17 protein-coding genes are annotated in these 19,533 nt (G+C 66.7%); 2 read left to right on the top strand and 15 right to left on the bottom strand.

All coding sequences use genetic code 11. The annotated features are described in order from the left end of the window. Position 1: 1 nt before the first annotated feature. Positions 2-448 carry a type II secretion system major pseudopilin GspG gene (gene gspG / locus AC1PPK_RS12815; RefSeq protein ID WP_481113444.1) on the bottom strand — a complete coding sequence of 149 codons (447 nt, stop codon included), beginning with the start codon at positions 446-448 and terminating at the stop codon, positions 2-4. A 221-nt stretch (positions 449-669) separates the two neighbouring features. Here gspG and AC1PPK_RS12810 point away from each other — a divergent pair, with 221 nt between their 5' ends. After that, on the top strand, positions 670-3,720 hold the full coding sequence (locus AC1PPK_RS12810; protein ID WP_481113443.1) for an ExeM/NucH family extracellular endonuclease: 3,051 nt from the start codon (positions 670-672) through the stop codon (positions 3,718-3,720). 12 nt (positions 3,721-3,732) lie between these two features. Then, the gene (locus AC1PPK_RS12805; RefSeq protein ID WP_481113442.1) at positions 3,733-4,434 is read left to right on the top strand and encodes a hypothetical protein; all 702 of its coding nucleotides are present in this window, start codon (positions 3,733-3,735) and stop codon (positions 4,432-4,434) included. 66 nt (positions 4,435-4,500) lie between these two features. Here AC1PPK_RS12805 and AC1PPK_RS12800 read toward each other — a convergent pair whose 3' ends face one another. The 14 genes from AC1PPK_RS12800 to AC1PPK_RS12735 form a co-directional block, all read right to left on the bottom strand. Further along, complete coding sequence (locus tag AC1PPK_RS12800) at positions 4,501-4,884, bottom strand: DUF6491 family protein (protein WP_481113441.1); 384 nt, start codon at positions 4,882-4,884, stop codon at positions 4,501-4,503. A gap of 35 nt (positions 4,885-4,919) precedes the next feature. Further along, positions 4,920-7,178 carry a xanthine dehydrogenase family protein molybdopterin-binding subunit gene (locus tag AC1PPK_RS12795; protein ID WP_481113440.1) on the bottom strand — a complete coding sequence of 753 codons (2,259 nt, stop codon included), beginning with the start codon at positions 7,176-7,178 and terminating at the stop codon, positions 4,920-4,922. Beyond that, positions 7,175-7,657 carry a (2Fe-2S)-binding protein gene (locus AC1PPK_RS12790; RefSeq protein WP_481113439.1) on the bottom strand — a complete coding sequence of 161 codons (483 nt, stop codon included), beginning with the start codon at positions 7,655-7,657 and terminating at the stop codon, positions 7,175-7,177. The genes AC1PPK_RS12795 and AC1PPK_RS12790 overlap by 4 nt, the downstream gene beginning before the upstream one ends. Before the next feature lie 34 nt (positions 7,658-7,691). Further along, positions 7,692-8,324, bottom strand: coding sequence for a c-type cytochrome (locus tag AC1PPK_RS12785; RefSeq protein ID WP_481113438.1), 633 nt, complete (start codon positions 8,322-8,324; stop codon positions 7,692-7,694). Between the two features lie 5 nt (positions 8,325-8,329). Beyond that, positions 8,330-8,740, bottom strand: a complete 411-nt coding sequence (locus tag AC1PPK_RS12780; RefSeq protein WP_481113437.1) for a hypothetical protein — start codon at positions 8,738-8,740, stop codon at positions 8,330-8,332. Next, positions 8,737-9,315, bottom strand: coding sequence for a peroxiredoxin (locus AC1PPK_RS12775; RefSeq protein WP_481113436.1), 579 nt, complete (start codon positions 9,313-9,315; stop codon positions 8,737-8,739). Before AC1PPK_RS12775 ends, AC1PPK_RS12780 begins: the two co-directional genes overlap by 4 nt. A gap of 4 nt (positions 9,316-9,319) precedes the next feature. Next, positions 9,320-9,703 (bottom strand): hypothetical protein, encoded by a 384-nt coding sequence (locus AC1PPK_RS12770; protein WP_481113435.1) that lies wholly within the window; start codon positions 9,701-9,703, stop codon positions 9,320-9,322. Between the two features lie 67 nt (positions 9,704-9,770). Beyond that, a complete protein-coding gene (locus AC1PPK_RS12765) occupies positions 9,771-11,216 on the bottom strand; it encodes a DUF1501 domain-containing protein (RefSeq protein WP_481113434.1) in 1,446 nt (481 codons plus the stop codon). 36 nt (positions 11,217-11,252) lie between these two features. After that, positions 11,253-13,727 carry a DUF1549 and DUF1553 domain-containing protein gene (locus tag AC1PPK_RS12760; protein WP_481113433.1) on the bottom strand — a complete coding sequence of 825 codons (2,475 nt, stop codon included), beginning with the start codon at positions 13,725-13,727 and terminating at the stop codon, positions 11,253-11,255. A 425-nt stretch (positions 13,728-14,152) separates the two neighbouring features. Then, positions 14,153-14,890, bottom strand: a complete 738-nt coding sequence (locus tag AC1PPK_RS12755) for a c-type cytochrome (RefSeq protein ID WP_481113432.1) — start codon at positions 14,888-14,890, stop codon at positions 14,153-14,155. A gap of 10 nt (positions 14,891-14,900) precedes the next feature. Next, the gene (locus tag AC1PPK_RS12750; RefSeq protein ID WP_481113431.1) at positions 14,901-15,485 is read right to left on the bottom strand and encodes a peroxiredoxin; all 585 of its coding nucleotides are present in this window, start codon (positions 15,483-15,485) and stop codon (positions 14,901-14,903) included. Positions 15,486-15,589: 104 nt separating this feature from the next. Continuing rightward, entirely contained in the window at positions 15,590-17,041 is a 1,452-nt protein-coding gene (locus AC1PPK_RS12745; protein ID WP_481113430.1) for a DUF1501 domain-containing protein, read from the bottom strand. 34 nt (positions 17,042-17,075) lie between these two features. After that, positions 17,076-18,698, bottom strand: coding sequence for a DUF1553 domain-containing protein (locus tag AC1PPK_RS12740; RefSeq protein ID WP_481118213.1), 1,623 nt, complete (start codon positions 18,696-18,698; stop codon positions 17,076-17,078). Next, entirely contained in the window at positions 18,583-19,308 is a 726-nt protein-coding gene (locus tag AC1PPK_RS12735; protein WP_481113429.1) for a DUF1549 domain-containing protein, read from the bottom strand. The genes AC1PPK_RS12740 and AC1PPK_RS12735 overlap by 116 nt, the downstream gene beginning before the upstream one ends. Positions 19,309-19,533 lie beyond the last annotated feature (225 nt).

The raw sequence follows: 19,533 nt of genomic DNA, 5'->3' as shown, positions 1-19,533 counted from the left end.
CTTACCAGTTGACGACGTCGGCCGCCTCGCCGCTGCCGCCGGGCTGGCCGTCACGGCCGAAGGAGTACAGGTCGAACTCGCCGTGCTCGCCGGGCTGCTGGTACTGGTAGGGCTTGCCCCAGGGGTCGTCGGGCACCGCCTTCTTGAGATAGGGGCCAGCCCAGCGGGCGGCATCCGCCGGCTTCTCGGTGAGGGCGCGCAGGCCTTCCTCGCTGCTCGGGTAGCGGCCCACGTCGAGGCGGTACTGGTCGAGCGCCTTCTCCAGCCCGTCGATCTGCGCCCGCGCCGCCTTCACCTCCGACTTGCCGATGTGGGCGAAGAACTTGGGCCCCACGTAGCCCGCCAGCAGGCCGATGATGGTCATCACTACCAGTAATTCGAGCAGCGTGAAACCCCGCAGGCGATGGGAATGGCGGGAAAGATCAGGACGAAAGGTGGGTGTATGCATAGCCGGCGAAGGCTAGCGACGCTCCATGACAGCAATTTGAAAGGCAGGCGACAGCTTCCATTTCGCCTACGAACTGTCTTATGGCATACACCATATTCATTACACCATCATTCACCCGATCTGATCCGGTCAGCCCAGTTTTGGCCACCCGGGCGAGGCGATCCCTGTAGCCTGCAGTGCCTAAAGTGGCGGGCTCTTTCAAGAAAGAACACGGAGTCCCCATGCCCACCCCCCATCGTCTCGCCGCAGCCCTGTGCGCCGTCGGCCTGCTGTCCGCCAGCGGCCTGGCCGCTGCTGCATCAGATGTCGTCATCAGCCAGATCTACGGCGGCAACGGCAACACCTACAACGCCGACTACGTGGAGCTGTTCAACCGCGGCGCCACTGCAGTCAATCTGGCCAACTGGTCGGTGCAGTACGCCAGCGCCAGCGGTACCGGCAACTTCAGCAGCAACGGCGTGGCCACCGTGAACGACACCCTGCAACCCGGCCAGTACCTGCTGGTACGCCTGGCCACCGCTACCAACGGCGCGGCGTTGCCATCGCCGGACGCCACCGGCAGCCTCAACCTGTCGGCCAGCGCCGGCAAGGTGATCCTCGCCAACGTGGGCACCGGCCTGGCCTGTAACGGCGGCAGCGCGCCGTGTTCCACCGAACAGAGCGCCCAGATCGTCGACCTGGTCGGCTATGGCAGCGCCAACTTCAAGGAAGGCTCAGCCGCCGCGCCGGCCGCCAACAGCACCACCGCCCTGTTCCGCGCCAACGGCGGGTGCGCCGACACCGACCAGAACGGCACCGATTTCGCGACCGGCACACCGGCGCCGCGCAACAGCAGCTCCCCGCTCAACCAGTGCGTGTCCGCCCCGGTGAACGCCGCCATCGTAACGAGCTGCAGCCCGCTGGCCGTGCAGGTCGGTAGCGCCGGCAGCGTTGTCCTCACAGCCACCGATCCGGACAGCATCGTCACCGGTGCCGCCATCGTCGGCACGCCGGTCAGCGGCATCAGCCTCGGCCCGGTCACCCCGGCGGACGCCGACGGCGGCACCGCCAGCGTGACGCTGCAGGCCGCTGCCGGCCTGGCCGTGGGCAACTACCCGGTACTCGTTCAGTTCAGCAACAACGAATCCCAGAGCGCCAGCTGCACGGTGGACGTGAGCGTCAGCGCCGCCCCGGCCGTCACCCCGGTTTATGAAATTCAGGGCAGCGGCCCGACGAGCCCGCGGGTCGGCGAAACCCTCACCACCGGCGGCGTGATCACCGCGGTATTCCCCAACCTGAAAGGCTTCTACCTGCAGGACCCGAGCGGCGACGGCAACCCGGCCACCTCCGACGGCATCTTCGTCTATGTGAACAGCGCCACCATGCCGGCGGGTGTGGTGGTCGGCAATCAAATCACCGTCAAGGGCACCGTGGCCGAGTTCAACGGCCTGACCGAACTGACCGCCCCGAGCGCCGTCACCGTGCTATCCAGCGGCAACAGCGTCCAGCCGGTGGACGTCAGCCTGCCGGAAGCCGTGAATGGCGACCTGGAGCGCTACGAAGGCATGCTGGTGCGCATCGTCAGCCCGATGAGCGTCGCCCAGAACTACTTCCTCGGTCGCTACGGCCAGCTGACCCTGTCGGCCAACGGTCGCATCGAGAAGGCTACCAACCGCTACGCCGCCGGCACGCCGGAAGCCATCGCGCTGGCCGACGAGAACCAGCGCCGCCTGCTGGTGCTGGACGACGGCTCGTCCCTGCAGAACCCCAGCCCGACGCCCTACATTGGCGCCGGCAACACCGTACGCGCCGGCGACACGGTGAACGGCCCGCTGGTCGGCGTGCTCGACCAGGGCCCGATCAACGCCAGCAGCCCGGCTGCCATCGACTATCGTCTGCACCCCACCGAGGCAGTGAGCTTCACCCGCGCCAACCCGCGCACCACCACACCGGCCAGCGTCGGCGGCAATGTGAAGGTGGCCAGCTTCAACGTGCTCAACTACTTCAATGGCAACGGCGCCGGCGGCGGCTTCCCGACCTCCCGCGGGGCCAGCACGGCGGCCGAGTTCGAGCGCCAGCGCACCAAGATCATCGGCGCGATCAAGGCCATCAACGCCGACGTTGTCGGCCTGATGGAGATCGAGAACGACGGCTACGGCAGCACCAGCGCCATCCAGGACCTGGTGAACGGCCTCAACGCGGCAATGGGCGCCGGCACCTACGCGGCGGTGCCCGATCCTTCCACCGGCACCGGCACGGACGAGATCAAGGTCGCGCTGATCTACAAGCCCGCCAGCGTCGCCCGCATCGGTGCATCCGTGTCCGATCCGGACGCGATCAACAACCGCCCGCCGCTGGCCCAGACCTTCGCCGCCCTCAATGGCGAAAAGTTCTCGGTGATCGTCAACCACCTCAAGTCGAAGAGCTGCACTGACGCCGCCGGCGCCGACCTCGACCAGAACGACGGCCAGGGCTGCTACAACCCCCGCCGCGTGCAGCAGGCCGCCCGCCTGCTGTCCTTCGTCGAGCAGGTCAAGAGCGGCGCCGGCGACGACGACGTGGTGCTGATCGGCGACATGAACTCCTACGGCAAGGAAGACCCGATCAACGCCCTCACCGCCGCCGGCCTGGTCAACCAGCTCGCTGCCTACGAGAGCAACGCCTACTCCTACGTCTTCGACGGCGAGCAGGGCTATATCGACCACGCGCTGACCACCGCATCCCTGACCACCCAGATGGGCGGCGTGGGCCACTGGCACATCAACGCCGACGAGCCGTCCTTCCTCGACTACAACCTGGAGTTCAAGCAGCCGGCCTGCCCGGCCTGCGAGCCGGACCTGTACTCCGCCACGCCCTACCGCTCGTCCGACCACGACCCGGTGGTGATCGGCCTGCAGCTGCTGAAGAAGCTGGACGGCATGGCCGGCCGTGACACCCTGGTCGGCACCCCCGGCGACGACGTCATCGTCGGTGGCGACGGCGCCGACACCCTGACCGGCGGTGGAGGAGCCGACATCTTCGTGTATCGCAGCCTGCGCGAAGCCGGCGACACCATCACCGACTTCACGCCGGGCACCGACCGCATCGACGTCAGCCAGCTCGGCGTCACCTCCGACAACCTGGGCCGCGGCGTGCTGAAGCTGGTCCAGACCAGCGCCGGCACCAGCGTGCAGTTCGACAGCGACGGCGAGGCCGGCAGCGCCCTGCCCCGTCCACTGGTGCTGCTGAAGGGCGTGCCGGTCAGCGCCATCGATCTGCGCCGCGACTTCATCGTCCAACAGCTTCCCCAATAAGGAAAACCGTCAATGAAACTGCACACCCTGATTTCCCGCTGCGCCGCCCTCCTGCTGGCCGCCGGCGTCCTGGCCGCGCCCGCCCACGCCGCAGTGGTCAATGGCAACTTCGGCGCCGGCCTCACCGGCTGGTCCACCCTCGGCGACGTGGCGGCAATAAATGGCGCGACGCTCACCACCGCCTCGCTGGACGTGGATGACGCGCCGGCAGGCGCCGGGGCCTTCAACGTGTCCGGCACCGCGGCTGCCCCGGTCGGCGTGCCCGGCGGCGTGGAGAGCTTCGTCGGCCTGCCCTTGGGCGGCCTCGATCCGGACGCCGCCAATGGCATCTGGGCCTTTGAAGGTTCGGCGCTGAAGCAGACCCTGACGGTCAAGGCCGGCGACACGCTGAGCTTCGACTGGCTGTTCTCCAGCCAGGAAGACCCGCTCAGCGGCATGAACGACTACGCCTTCGTGCTGATCGGCCAGACCCTGATCACACTGGCCGACGTCCTCGGCGGCGCCACCGGCAGCCACTTCAGCACCACCTTCGGCGCTGACGGCAACGTGGACCTGGCCTTCGGCATCGTCGATGTGAACGATTACGTCGGCACCTCGTCCTTGAGCCTCGCCAACATCAGCCTCGATGCGGCCCGCAGCGTACCCGAGCCCGGCAGCCTGGCGCTGGGCCTCGGTGGCCTGGCCCTGCTGGCCCGCCGCAAACTGCAGAAGTAGGACGTCTCACGACCAGGCCATACCGACGTCTCCCGTCGGTATGGCCGCCCCCCGAACCCGCGCCCCTCAGCGCCGCTGACGCTTGGGTCCCTCGCTGGCGGTGATCGACACGACCGGTGTCTTCTGCCCGCGCACCACCACCGCCCCGGTATTGTCGAGGATTCCCGACGGCCCGGTGACGAAGCCGATGTGCTCCGCGTAGGGTAAATAGCGCGACGGCGCCATCAAGCGGACCCGATACCACTTCTTGAAGTTGTCCTGGATCAGCAAGGTGCTGTCGTCCTCGGCCACCCAGTCGCGGATACCGCGGCGGTTGGCGTAAGGGATGGAGAGCTGCGGCGCATCCGTCTGCTCAACCTTGCTGGCATCGTCCTCCGCCGCGGCCAGGCCCAGCCAGCCGATGACTACGCCGACGACGGCCAGCCACACCAGCAGGATCACGTAACGCATCGGCACCCTCCTTCAGGACATCTTGCGAAAGACGCTCAGCCCCAGCGCAGGTCGGTCCGCGACAGCGGAAACTGGCGGACGCGCTTGCCGGTGGCAGCGAAGATCGCGTTGCAGACCGCCGGCGCCAGCGGCGGCAGGGCCGGCTCGCCGAGACCGGTGACCGGGTAGTCGGTCTGCACGAAATGCACCTCGATCTTCGGCGGCGCATCGGCAATGCGGATCAGCGGGTAGTCGTTGAAATTTCCCTGCACGATGCGCCCGCGCTCGATGGAGAGCTCGGGGAACATCAGCGTGCCGAGACCATCCACCACCGAGCCTTCGACCTGATTCTCGGCGCCGGACAGGTTGACGATCTGCGCGCCGATGTCGGTGGCGACGACCACCCGGTCCACCTTCAGCGTGCCGTCCTTCGCCACCGTCACCTCGGCCACCTGGGCGATGTAGCCCCGGTGGCTGAAATGGAAGGCGATGCCCTGGCCCTGCCCTTTCGGGAATTTCTTCCTGCCCCAGCCGGCCTTGTCCGCCACGTGCAAGAGCACCCGGCGCATGCGGCTGACGTCGTAGGGCGTGCCCCGCTCGCCGCTGCCGGCGACGATGGCCTTGTCGCCGAGGATGTCGAGGCGGAACTCCAGCGGATCGCGCCCGGCGGCGTGGGCCAGTTCGTCGATGAAGCTGTGGAAGACCCACGCGAACACGCAGCTGCCCGGCGCCCGCCAGGGCCCCATCGGCACGCCGCACTCGATGGCGGACTGCTCCAGCAGGCAATTGGCGACCCAGCGGCCGGGAAACTCGTCCCCCGACAGGCTGCCGCCGGCGCCCGGCTCCAGGCTGGTCTGGCCGTCGCGGGTCACCGGGTTGGCGAAGGTCACGAAATGGTTGTGCCAGGCGATCAGCTTGCCCTGGGCGTCGACGCCGCCGCGCAGGAAGTGGAAACCGGCGGGCCGGAAATGGTCGTGGCGCAGATCGTCCTCCCGCGTCCACGTCAGCTTGACCGGTGCCTGGACGCGCTGGGCGATGGCTGCGGCCTCGACGATGTAGTCCGCCGACAGGCGCCGGCCGAAACCGCCGCCGCTGCGCGTGATGTGCAGGATGATCCGGTCCTTCGGAATGCCCAGCGTGGCGGCGACCAGCTCCTGGCCGGCGGCCGGATTCTGGGTCGGTGCCCATAGTTCGAGCACGCCGTCCTTGTAGTGGGCCGTGCAGTTCTGCGGCTCGAAACTGGCGTGGGAGATGAAGGGGTAGCTGTAAGCGGCCTCAACGGTTTTGACCGAGCCGGCCAGCGCCGCGCCCACGTCGCCGTCCTTGCGCAGCACGCTCGCACCGGCTTGTTTGGAAAGACGCTGGGCCTCGGCGACGAAGCCGGCCCAGCTCTGGTTGGCGAAGCGCCCTTCGTCCCAGTCCACCTGCAGCTGCCTGCGGGCGCTCCACGCCGCCCAGGTTGACTCGGCGACGATTGCCACGCCCGGCAGCAGGCCGCGCAGATCGTCGGTGCCGGCGATCACGAAGGCGTCCTTCACGCCCGGCAGGGCCTTGATCGCATCGAGGTTGGCCGAACGGACCTTGCCGCCAAAAACCGGGCTCTTCTCGTAGACCGCGTAGAGCATGCCCGGCAGCTGCGTGTCGATGCCAAACAGCGGCTGACCGGTGACCACCTGGTGGTTGTCCACGCCGCCGATCCGCTTGCCGAGCAGCTTGAAGTCCTTCGGGTCCTTGACCGGCACGTTCTTCGGATCGGGCACCGGCAGCAGCGCCGCGGCATCCACCAGCTGGCCGTAGCCCAGCGTGCGCTTCGACGGGCGGTGATGCACGGCGGAGTCCGCCGCGAAGCACTCGCCGACCGGCACCCTCCAGCTGCGGGCGGCCGCTTCCACCAGCATCAGCCGGGCCGCGGCGCCGAGGCGCCGGAAGTCCTCGTAGTTGGTCGGCGTGGACGTGGAGCCGCCGGCGCTCTGGCGGCCGTAGGCCGGGTCCAGATCGCCCTGCACGATGCGCACGTCCTTCCAGCTGACCTCCAGCTCCTCGGCGATCACCGTCGGCAACGAGGTCTTGATGCCCTGGCCGATCTCCGGCTGCTTGGACACCAGCGTCACGATGCCGTCGCGGCCGATGCGGATGAAGGCGTTGGGCTTGAATTCAGCGCCGCCAGCGATGGGCTTCTCCAGCCGCTCGACGGCCTGGGTCGTGCCGTTCAGGTAGAAGCCGAGCACGAGACCGCCACCGGCCGCGGCGGACTGGCGGAGGAAGTTGCGGCGGCCTGCACTGGCGGGATCGGGGGCGTTCATCGGCGGCTTCATTTGCGGACTTTCTTGTCGGCGGCGGCCAGTTCAGCGGCCCGGTGGATGCCCTTGCGGATGCGCAGATAGGTGCCGCAGCGGCACAGGTTGCCGACCATCGCGCCGTCGATGTCCTCGTCGCTGGGGCGGGGGTTTTCCTTCAGCAGCACCGCGGCGGTCATGATCTGGCCAGCCTGGCAGTAGCCGCACTGGGGCACGTCGAGCTCTTTCCAGGCCCGCTGCAGCGGATGTTCGCCCTGCGGATCGAGCCCTTCGATGGTGGTCACCTGCTTGCGGCCGACGGTGGACACCGGCGTCATGCAGGCGCGGGCCGGCACGCCGTTGAGGTGGATCGTGCACGCGCCGCACTGGCCGATGCCGCAGCCGTACTTGGTGCCGAGCAGCGACAGGCTGTCGCGCAGGACCCACAGCAGCGGCGTTTCCGGCGCAGCTTCGACGCTGCGGCTATGACCGTTGATGGACAGGGTGTATTTGCTCATGGAATGGGTCGGTCCGGATGGTTGAAGGCGGGCCCTACAAGCCTGAAAGATAGTCGGCCAGTGCTTCGATGTCCTTGTCGCCGAGCGACTTCGCAATCTGGTTCATGACGCCGTCCGAGCTGTTGCGGCGGATGTCGCTACGCCAGTCCTGCAACTGCCCGCGCAGGTAGAAGCGGTGCTGGCCGCCGATGGCCGGATAGGCCAGGCCGCCGGCCACCCGCCCTTTGCCGTCGGCCCCGTGGCAGGCGCTGCAGGCCGGAATGCCGCGGGCGCCGTCGCCCTGCTCGAAGAGTTTGCGCCCGAGCGAGCTGGCGGACTGGGCGCTCGCCACCGTGCCCTTCATCACCGGCTGGGCGGCGAAATGGGCTGACACGTTGGCAAGCTCGGCGTCGCCCAGTTCCTGCGTCAGCGCCTGCATGATCACGTTGCGGCGCCGGCCGTCGCGGAAATCGCGCAGCTGCTTGTACAGATAGGCCGCCTGCTGGCCGCCCAGGCGCGGATATTCGGCCACCGTGCTGTTGCCGTCCGGGTTGTGGCACTCCTTGCAGACGTTCTCGTCGGACCAGGCCTTGCCGGCCAGCGGATCGCCGACGCGGTCCGCCGCGCATGCGCTACTCCCAATGCACAGCGCAGCGAGCAGCCCCCCGAGTGAAGACAGAACCCGCATCGCGCTCACCCCAGCGGCTTGATCGGCTTGAAGCGGTCGTGGCAGGCCCGGCAGTCACGGGCGATGCCCAGCGCCGACTCGTAGGCGGCTGCAAAGTCGCCGCGTTCGACCAGGCTCGCCGCACGGGCTGCCCGCTGGCGCCCGTCCCAGGACAGCAGCAGCGGATCGTCGTGCTCGCCGCGGGCCTCGTAGAAGCGCTCCATCAGCCCGTACAGGTGCTCCAGCTCACGGGCCTCGGCGGTGGCGGACGCGGCGTCCTGGCGCTTGAGGGCGAGCAGCACCGACTGGCTGTGGCGGTCGATCTTCTGCATCCACACGTCGAACTCGAGGATGTTGTCGGCCGCCGCGGTGCCGACACAGAGCACACCGGCACTCAAGGTGGCAACTGCCAGCAGGCGGGGAAAGACGCGCCTCAACGTGCCTTGCCCACCAGCGTCTGTACCACTTCGAGGGCCTTGTCCACGTTGGCCACCGGCTGCAGGCCGGCCACCGTGGCGGCGATGCGGCCGTCCGGGCGGATCACGAAGGTGGTGCGTTCGGAGAAGGCGTGGTCGATGTCCTTGCCACGGGTGTCCTTCGCCCCGCTGCGCGCTTCGCGTACGGCGATGTCGAAAGACCTGGCAATGCGGCCGTCGGCGTCAGAGGCAACCGGCAGCTTGCCGGCGCAGAACTCCGGATCGGCGGAGAACTCGTTGAGGCGGCCGATGCTGTCCAGGGACACACCGACCACGGTGGCGCCGGCCGCATTGAACTTGTCCATGTTCTCGGCAAAGGTGTGGGCCTGCAGGTTGCAGCCGTTGGTGTAGGCGGACGGATAGAAATACACCACCACCGGCCCCTTCCTGAGAGCGTCCTTCAGGGAATAGGAAAAGGCTTTGCCGGCCAGCGAGGCCTGGGCCTTGAAGTCCGGGGCGGCGTCGCCTTCCTTGAGGGCAGCAGCAGCGGGTACGGCCAGGGCGGCGAGCAAGGCGCCGATCGCGAGAGTCTTCATGGGGTCAGTCCTGCTTGTAGACGTTGTGGCAGGCCTTGCAGGTCCGGCCCAGTTCGGCGGACGCGGCGGCGGCGCTGTCGAAATCCTTGGCAGCGACGGTGGTCACGATGCGCGTGGACAGGTCGACGCTCTTCTGGGACATCTTTACACCGTCCTCGGCATCGCCCTTCTTCACGTAGTGGTCAACAACTTCCTTGAAGAGCTTCTCGAGCTCCTTGGCGTCGGCGGTGGCGGTTTTGGCGTCCTTGATGCCGATGGCGGCATCCGCGCTCTTGAAGGTGTCTTCCACGTTGCGCATGAAGTCTTCGTCCACCGCCCCGGAGGCGGTGAGCGCGGTCGTGGCGAGCAGGCTGGTCAGGGCAAGGCGAAACAGTTTTTTCTTGTACATGGGTCGAAGCTCAGGGTGAATGCCGGCGGGCATGGCGAGGGCCCCTGCCCTCGCCCCCCGTTGCCGGTCAGGTGATGATTTCCGGCACCACGTCGCCAAAGACGGTCGTCGCCTTCTCCTGGCGGCCCTGGTACTGGAAGGTCAGCTTGCGGTGGTCGAGGCCCAGCTGGTGCAGCAGCGTGGCCTGCAGGTCGTAGGTATCGACGATGCCGGACGTGGCGCGCAGGCCGATCTCGTCGGTGGCACCGTGGGTGTAGCCGGCCTTGATGCCGCCCCCGGCGATCCACGAGGTGAAGCCCCACGGGTTGTGGTCGCGCCCGTCGCCGGTCTGGCCGTAAGGCGTGCGACCGAACTCGGAGGTCCACACCACCAGCGTGTCCTTCAGCAGGCCGCGGGCCTCCAGGTCGGCGAGCAGGCCGGCGATCGGCTTGTCCACCAGCTTGGCCATCGTGCCGTGGTTCTTCTCGATGTTGTTGTGGGCATCCCAGTCCGGCAGGCTGTCGTCCGGCGAGCCGGAGATCACATGCACGAAGCGCACGCCCTTCTCCACCAGGCGGCGGGCCCGCAGCAGGTTGGTGCCGTATTCCACCGTAGCCTTGTCATCGAGACCGTAGAGCTTCTTGGTGGCGTCGGTCTCCTTGGACAAGTCCACTGCCTCGGGCGCCGACTTCTGCATGCGGTAGGCCAGGTCGTAGGAGCGCAGGCGGGCCTCCAGCTCGGTATCTGCCGGGAAGCGCGCGGTGGTGCGCTGGTTGAGGGTCTTCAGCAGCTCCAGCGTGTTGCGCTGTTCCGCGTCGGACACGCCGGCCGGCCGGTCCAGATACATGATCGGCGAATCGCCCTGGCGGAAGGCCGTGCCCTGGTACACCGCCGGCAGGAAGCCCGAGCTCCAGATCACCTGCCCGCGCCCGCCGCCGCCGGTGCTGCGCCCATTGGCGAGCACCACGAAGGCCGGCAGGTCGGGGTTGTTGGTGCCCAGGCCATACTGAATCCACGAGCCGAGGGCCGGACGACCCGGCACCAGACCGCTGGTGTGCAGCTTGAGGGAGGCGATGACGTGGGTCGAACCCTCGGTCTTGCTGCCCTTCAGGAAGCAGATCTTGTCGGCGTGCTGGGCCAGGTTGGGCACCAGGTCGGAGAACCAGGCTCCGCTCTCACCGTACTGCTTCCAGGTGCGCTTGGTCGCGTAGAGGGCACCGACGCCGCCGTCGGTGGCCGTCTTGAGGTTCTTGGAGAAGGAGTCCGGCAGCGGCTGGCCGTGCAGCTTGACCAGCTCGGGCTTGTAGTCGAACAGGTCGAGGGTAGACGGTGCGCCGGCCATGTGCAGCCAGATCACCGCCTTGGCCTTGGGGGTGTGGTGGGGCTGCTTGGGAGCCAGCGGGTCGAGGTATTCCGCGGCCTGCACGGAGGAGATGAAGCCGCCGCCGGGCAGCACGCCGCTGAAGGCGAAGGCGCCGATGCCATAGCCGGCATTGACGAGGAAGCGACGACGGGCGTTGTGATCGTGAGTCATGATGTTTGTGTTCCTGCCTTGTTCTCGGTACGGCGCTTACAGGCGGTAGAGGAATTCGTTGGAGTTCACCACGGCGTGGACCAGCTCCACGAAGGCGGCGCTGCGGGCCGGGCTGGCCTTGTCCTTGGCGGACGCCTTGGCACCGCCGGCGCTGTCGCCGTCGTCATCGGAAGTCTTCGCGAGCTTGGCCTGCTGGGTGTCCAGGTAGGACAGCAGCGTGGCCCGCTCGAACTTGTCGGGGCTGCGGCCGTAGAGGGTCTTGAAAAGCCCGTCCACCTTCTCGCGCACGGCGCCGGCATCCTTGGCGCCGACCGGGGCGACCACCTTCTTGCCGCTGGAGATCTGGCCGGCGACGACCTTCTCTTCCTTGTCGAGGAAGGCCAGCAGGGAGTCCTTCTCGGTCTTGTCCGGGTTGCGGCCGAAGGCGATCTGGTACAGGCGGTCGAGGCGCGCGTTGTCGTTCTCCCCCGCTTCGCGGATCACCCGGCCAGCCAGCGCCTTCGACCACTCGAAGACCAGGTCGCTATTGACCAGGGCCAGCGCCTGCGGGGCGGTGGTGGTCACTTCGCGGCGGCCATGGACCAGCTGCGGGTTGGCCCAGTCGAAGGTGTCGAGCAGCGGATACGGCGTGTTGCGGCGCACGAAGATGTAGGCGCTGCGGCGATGCTGGTCGGCCAGGCTGTCGGAGACCTTCCACGCGTTGCGGTTGTCGAAATTGACCGGCACCGGCGGGAACACCGACGGACCGCCGATCTTCTCTTCGAGCAGGCCGGCGGCGTACAGCAGGGAGTCGCGCACCTGCTCCGCGTCCAGGCGCTGGCGCGGGAAGTAGGCCAGCAGCTTGTTCTCCGGATCGATGCTGACCAGCTCTTCGCGGTGGTCGGACGACTGGCGGTAAACGCTGGACAGCAGGATCTCCCTCTGCAGCTTCTTCACGCTCCAGCCGTTCTTCACGAAGCTGTCGGCCAGGTAGTCGAGCAGCGCCGGGTTGGCCGGCTTCTGGCCCATCTTGCCGAAGTCGTTGACGGTATCCACCAGGCCACGGCCGAAATAGGTGTTCCACACCCGGTTCACCAAGACCCGCGCAGTGAGCGGGTTGGACGGGCTGGCAATCCAGTTGGCCAGCGCCGTGCGGCGACCGGACGAGGCGGCGGTGGCGACGATCTGCGGGTTCTGGCCGCCGGACAGGGCCGCCGGCAGGCCGGGCTGGACTTCCTCCAGCTTGCGGTCGTAGATGCCCTTGAACAGCACGAAGGTGGACGGCGAATCCGCATGGCCGAGTTCGGTGGCGGTGGAGATGTTGCCCGGGTCCTTCGGCTTGATGTCGTCGAACTTCTTCAGCTCGGCCTGCAGCTTCTCGTACTCCGCGTACTGGGTCTTGTCCTTCTCCTTCATCTGGTTGGCCGCGTTGCGGGTGCGGCCGGACATGGTCCACAGGTTGCGGTGGTAGATCCAGCGGTCGTAGGCGTTGCGTTCGCTCTCCGGCTTGGTGATGGACTCGCGGGTCTCCGGCACGAAGCCGAGCAGGCGATCCGCCTCCAGCTTGTCGATGTAGGGCTTGAGAAGCACCTCCTCCTTGGCGCGCACGTCCTTGGTGGCCGCTTCCCACTTGGCCAGTCTGGCCGAGTAGTCGGCCAGATCCTTGCCGGACAGCGGCGTGACGTCGTCGCGGAAGCTGGTGTTAACGAAGTAGGCCTGGAGCTGGTAGTACTCCTTCTGGCTGAACTTGTCGAACTTGTGGTTGTGGCACTGGGCGCAGTTGGCGGTGGTGGCCAGGAACACCGAGCTGACCGTGTCGGTCAGGTCGTTGGCGATCTCCTGCTTCTTCAGGTTGAGGTCGCGGGCGTTGATCTCGTCCGGGAAGTCGCGCAGAAAGCCGGTCGCCACCAGCGCATCCTTGCGGTCCGGCCACAGCTCGTCGCCGGCCAGTTGTTCCTTGATGAAGACGTCGTAGGGCTTGTCGTCGTTGAAGGCCTTGATGACGTAATCGCGGTAACGCCACATGTTGGGCCGCGTGCCGTCGGTGTTGTAGCCGTCGCTGTCGGCATGGCGAGTCAGGTCCAGCCAGCGGCGGCCCCAGCGCTCGCCGTAGCGCGGCGAGGCGAGCAGGCGGTCCACCAGCTTTTCATAGGCGTTGGGCGACTTGTCGTTGACGAAGGCCTTGACCTCCTCCGGCGTCGGGATGATGCCCCAGGTGTCCAGCGTCACGCGGCGGATCAGCGTCGCCCGGTCCGCATCGGCGGACGGCTTGATGTCCTTGGCTTCGAGCTGGGCCAGGATCAGGGCGTCGATCGGGCTGCGCACCCACTTGGCGTTCTTCACGGCCGGGGTGGCCGGCCGGGCGACCGGCTGGTAGGCCCAGTGCTGCTGGCTCTGCGTCGAACGTGCCGGGCGTGTTGGTTCGGCGGATTCGGCGGGCGTAGCCTCGGCGGCCAGCACAGCCACCGACTCCAGACCCATGACCCCGACCAGGCTCCAGGCCACCGCCAGGGATGCGGCTTTTCTCTTCATCGTTTCAACTCCATGTGCCTGCGTCGTCTCCTCACCGAAGCGACGCACAGAAAACCTGCATTCGGTTCAGCGGGCGGCCGGAGCGGCCGCCATCGATGCCGGCGTCGGCGACATGGCCAATTGCGGACTCTTCATCACCCTGAACCTTCCAATGACAGATCGGACGGGCCGGCGCCCTTTGCACCGGCATACCGACTTTCAGCAGAATCCATGCCGCCCCGCACGGCATGCATTCCAAGGTCATCGAAGGGCAATCAAGATTTCAATTTTTCAATCGCTTACAAAATCTCCCACGAGCAGCGGAAATCCTCCCCGAGCACCGCTGCGACGGTGGATGCAAGGCCGGCCTGCTGCGCGGCCAGCACCGGGCACAACGCAAATGCTGCACCGCCAACAGACGCTGCGCGGTCCTGCACAGCGCCGCGTCAGCGCTGTCCGGCGAGGTAATTGGCCAGCGCCTTCACCTCCTCGTCACTGAGGGACCTGGCGATGTGGTTCATCACCCCATCACGGCTGTTGCTGCGGTCGCCGCTGCGCCAGTCGAGCAGTTGCTTTTCCAGGTAGCGCCACTCCTGCCCGCCGATCGGCGGCGAGGCGGCTCCCAGGGCGGCCCCCCCCTTCCCCGCCGGGCCATGGCAGGACACGCAGGCATCCACGCCGCGGGCCGGATCGCCGCTCTCGAAAAGCTTGCGCCCCAGCGGGTCATCGCCCTTGCCGTCGCCCGCCATCGGCTTCTGGCTGGCGAAGTAGGCCGCGATGTCGGCGATGTCGGCCGGATCGACGGTCCGCGCCATCACCGTCATCACGTCATGCTTGCGCGCACCACTGCGGAAATCCGCGATCTGCTTGACGATGTAGTCGGCGGGCAGACCGCCGAGCTTGGGGTGTCGGCCCTCCGAGCTGGCACTCTGACCAAAGCCATGCCCATCGACGCCATGGCACTCCTGGCAACGCTCGTCGTCCGACTTGCGGGCGCCGGCGAGCACTTCGCCGGCACGCGGTGCAGAGGCGGCCGCGACAGGCACCGCCCCCGTTACCGACTTCCCCTTGCCCTTTACCGCCTGGGCCGCCACCGGCCCGGACAGGAAGGCCGCCAGCAACACGGCGACGCAACCTGTCACGCCCCAGGCCTGGCCCGGGGCCTTGCGAACGCTCAAACTCAAACGATGATCCTCAGCGCCTTGCGGACGCCAGGCGCGTCACCGTGTCGAGGGCCTTCTCGACATTCTCCACCGGCGCCACGCCGCCGATCGTCGCGGCGATCTGGCCGTCCGGCTTGACGACGAAGGTCACGCGATCGACTCGGCCGTGGTCGATGTCCTCGCCGCGGGTGTCCTTACGCCCGGCCGGCACGTCGGCCACCGCCAGGTTGAAGGACTTGGCGATCCGGCCGTCCGGATCGGACGCGACCGCGACCTTGCTGGCGCAGTACTGCGGGTCCGCCGAAAAGGCATTGAGCCGCTTGATGCTGTCGAGGGACACGCCGATCACCGTTGCGCCGGCGGCGCTGAACTTGTCGATGTTCTCGGCGAAGGTGTGAGCCTGCAGGTTGCAGCCGCCAGTGAAGGCCGACGGGTAGAAATACACAACCACCGGCCCCTTCTTCAGCGCGTCGCGGAAGGAATAGTTGAAGGCCTTGCCGGCCAGCGAAGCCTGGGTGCTGAATTCCGGCGCCTTGTCGCCCTCGTTGAGGGCCGCGCTCGCGGGTGTCGCGAGTACGCTGGCGAGCAGCAGACCGGACAGGAGAGATCGCTTCATGCTGAATCCAATTGGGGAATGTCTGTTGTACGTCGGGTGGCCGGCTGGACCACCCTGCTGGAAAGACGGGAGCCGGCTTTCCCGGCCCCCGTCCGCTGTGCCCTTTAGGCCAGGATTTCCTTGACAACCTTGCCGTAGACCACGGTCGGACGCTCGGAGCGACCGTTGTTCAGGAAGGTGGTCTTGAGGTGGTCGAGACCCATCAACTGCAGCACGGTGGCGTGCAGGTCGTAGGTATCCACGCCCTTGTCCTTGTCCGCCACCTGCAGGCCGATCTCGTCGGTCTCGCCGTAGGTAAAGCCGGCCTTCAGGCCGCCACCGGCCATCCACTGTGTATAGCCCCACGGGTTGTGATCGCGGCCGGTGCCGCTCTCGCCCCACGAGGTACGGGAGAACTCGGACGCCCACACCACCAGCGTGGTGTCGAGCAGGCCCAGCGTCTTCAGATCGGTCAGCAGGCCGGCGATGGGCTTGTCCACCATGCGCGCCTGGGTGGCGTGGTTGCCGTCCAGATCGCTGTGGGCATCCCAGCTGCGGCGCTCCTGGTCGGAGATGTTGCTGGGGTAGCCGGACACCACCTGCACGAAACGCACGCCCCGCTCCACCAGGCGGCGGGCACGCAGCAGCACCTTGCCGTAGCTCTCGCTGGTCGGGTCGTCGATGCCATACAGCTTGAGGGTGGCTTCGGACTCCTTGGAGAGATCCACCGCCGCCGGCGCGGCGGTCTGCATGCGGTCGGCCAGCTCGTAGGATTCCAGGCGGGCACGCAGCTCGGTGTCGGACGGACGGCGATCGCCGCCGAAGCGGTTGAGCTGCTTCAGCAGATCCAGCGAAGCGCGCTGCTGGGAGGCGGAACGTAGCTCCGGACGCTCCAGGTAGAGGATGGGGGATTCGCCCGGGCGGAAGGCCGTGCCCTGATAGACCGCGGGCAGGAAGCCGGAGCTCCAGTTCACCGAGCCGGCGCTGGGTTCCTGCTCCCCGTTGTAGAGCACCACATAGGGCGGCAGATCCGGGTTCAGGGAGCCCAGCGCGTAGGTGATCCATGCGCCCAGCGACGGACGACCCGGATTCAGGTCGCCGGTGTTGAGCTTGAGGATGGAGATGTCGTGGGTCGCGCCGACGGTCACGCTGGACTTGATGAAGGTCAGCGTGTCGGCGTGCTGGGCCAGATTGGGCAGCAGGTTGGAGAACCACGCACCGCTCTGGCCGTACTGCTTCCACGTGCGCTCCTTGGAGGCAAACAGCTTGCTGACGCCGCCCTGGGTGGAAGTCTTGATGCCCTTCAGGAAGGACGCCGGCACCGGCGTTCCGGCCAGGCGCTCCAGCTCCGGCTTGTAGTCGTAGAGGTCCAGTGTGGAGGGGGCTCCGTTCTGATGCAGCCAGATCACGGACTTGATCTTGCCGGGGAAGTGCGGAGCCTTCGGCGCCAGCGGGTCGATCAGTTCGGCGGCGGTGGCCGCATTGATGTAGCCGATACCGGGGATGAAGCCGGTCGCAGCGGCGGCGCCCAGCCCGAGGCCGCTCTTGAGCAGAAAGTCGCGACGGTTGATGCTCATGCTTGTTTTCCTTGTCGTCAGATGTTGGGGTCGATCAGAAGCGGTAGGCGAAATCGTTGGAGTTGGCGACGGTGTGCACCAGATCCACGAAGGCTGCACCGCGCACCGGGTTGATTACGCCCGGATCCTTCAGGCCGATGGGCACGGCGGCTTCGAACTTGCCGTCCGCCACCTTCTTCTGGACGATCGCCTCTTCCTTGTTCAGGAATTCCTTCAGCGCGGCCAGCTCGGTCTTGTTCGGTTCGCGGGAGAACAGGATCTGGTACAGGCGGCTGAGCTGGGCGGACTGCTCCTTGCCCGCTTCGTTGATGATCCGGCCGGCCAGCGCCTGCGACCAATTCACCACGATGTCGCTGTTGAACAGGGTCAGCGCCTGCAGCGGAGTGGTGGTCACGTCACGCTTGTGGTGGGCCTGCGACGGGTTGGCCGGGTCGAAGTTCTGCAGCAGCGGGTACGGCAGGCTGCGGCGGCTGAAGATGTAGATGCTGCGGCGGTTCCAGTCGGCCTTGTCCTTGGACACGGTCCATTGACGGTTGCCGTCGAAGTCGGCCTGGCCGCCTTCCAGCACCTTGGCGATCGGCGGGAACACCGACGGACCGCCGACCACGTCGGTCAGCTGGCCGGATGCGTACAGCAGCGCATCGCGGATTTCCTCAGCCTCCAGGCGCTTGCGCGGATAGACCGCCAGCAGCTGGTTCTTCGGGTCGAGCTTGGCGACGTCCGCACGCTCTTCGGACGACTGGCGATAGACCGCAGATAGCAAGATCTCCTTGTGCAGCTTCTTGACGCTCCAGCCGTTCTTCACGAAGGTGCTGGCCAGGTAGTCGAGCAGTTCCGGATTGGTCGGCTTCTCGCCGGCACGGCCGAAGTCGGCGACGGTCGGCACGATGCCCTTGTCGAAGTACTGACTCCACACGCGGTTGGCGTAGACCCGCGGCGTCAGCGGATTGTTGGGGCTGGCCAGCCAGTTGGCGTAGGCGGTACGACGGCCGGAAGACGTTGCGGTCGGCTTGATGTCCAGCTTGTCGCCCCCCCACAGGGCCGGGATGCCGGGCTGCACTTCCTCGGTCGGACGCTCATGAATACCACCGAAACGCACGAAGGTCGGCGGCGAGTCGGAATGGCCCAGCTCGGTCGCGGCAGTGATATTCACCGAGCCGCTGATCGGGCGCAGGTTGTCGAACTTGCGCAGTTCGGCCTGCAGCTTCTGGTATTCCTTCCAGGCCGCCACGCGATCGGGCGAGTAGTCCTGGTGATCCTTGTTCTCGGCGGTCAGGCGCAGATAACCAGCGGTATCGGTATCCGGATTGAAAACGGTCTTGTGACGGAAATTCACCCAGCGGTCGAGGGCATTCCATTCGCTCTCAGGCTTGAAGATCGATTCGCGGCTGTCAGTGAGGTAACGCTCCTTCTGGTACTTGATGGCTGCTTCACGGTATGGCTTGAGGATCGCCGCCTGCTTGTCGCGGATTTCCTTGGTTGCCTCGCGGTACTTGGCCTGCTGCTCGGCGAACTTCTTGTCCCATGCGGTCTCGGTGCCTTTAGCCAGCGGAGAGCGCTGGTCGAAGGACGTGTTGGCGAGGAAGGCCTGCAGCTGGAAGTATTCCTTCTGGCTGACCTTGTCCGACTTGTGGTTGTGGCAGCGGGCGCAACCGATAGTCGAACGCCAGGAAGGTCTCGCCGATGGTGTCGGTGATATCGGTGGTGATCTGGTACTTGCGCTGCACCAGGTCACGGGAGTTGGCATTGTCCGGATAACCGGCGATGAAGCCGGTGGCGATCCTGGCTTCCTGGCTGTCCGGCCACAATTCGTCGCCGGCCACCTGCTCGCGGATGAAACGGTCGAAGGGCTTGTCGTCGTTGAAGGCCTTGATCACGTAATCGCGATAGCGCCAGTTGTTCGGGCGGGTCGCATCGTTCTGGAAACCGGAGCTGTCCGCATAGCGGGCCAGGTCGAGCCAGCGGCGGGCCTGGCGCTCGCCGAAGTGATGGGAGGCCAGCAGGCGGTCGACGAGCTTTTCGTAGGCATTCGGCGACTTGTCATTGACGAAGGCCTTGACCTCCTCAGGCGTGGGCAGCAGGCCCCAGGCGTCGAGCGTCGCGCGGCGGATGAAGGTGGAGCGGTCGGCCTCGGCCGACGGCTTGATGCCGTTGTCTTCGAGACGGGCCAGCACGAACGCATCGATCGGCGTCCGTACCCATTTCTGCTGCTTGACCGCGGGCGCCTGCTGCTGCTTGACCGGCTGATAGGCCCAGCCATTCGGCACGGCCTTCGCAGCAACCGCCGCAGCGGCTTTTCCATCCCCTTCCGCGTGAATAGCGGATGCACTGAGCGCCAAGGCAACAGCGATATAGATCCCTTTTCTTCTTGACATCAACCAACCCCCAAAAGGCCATTTAAGAACAACCGAATGGCGTCGAACCGGCCAACTCGCCATCCGACACAATTCCTGGAAATAGATAAGGCGCCACGGAGGTCCGGCTGGAGACGC

The sequence above is a fragment of the Zoogloea sp. JDB1 genome, assembly GCF_056724025.1.
Note: the sequence above shows the minus strand (reverse complement) of the source record. Positions and strands in the feature narration are given on the sequence as shown.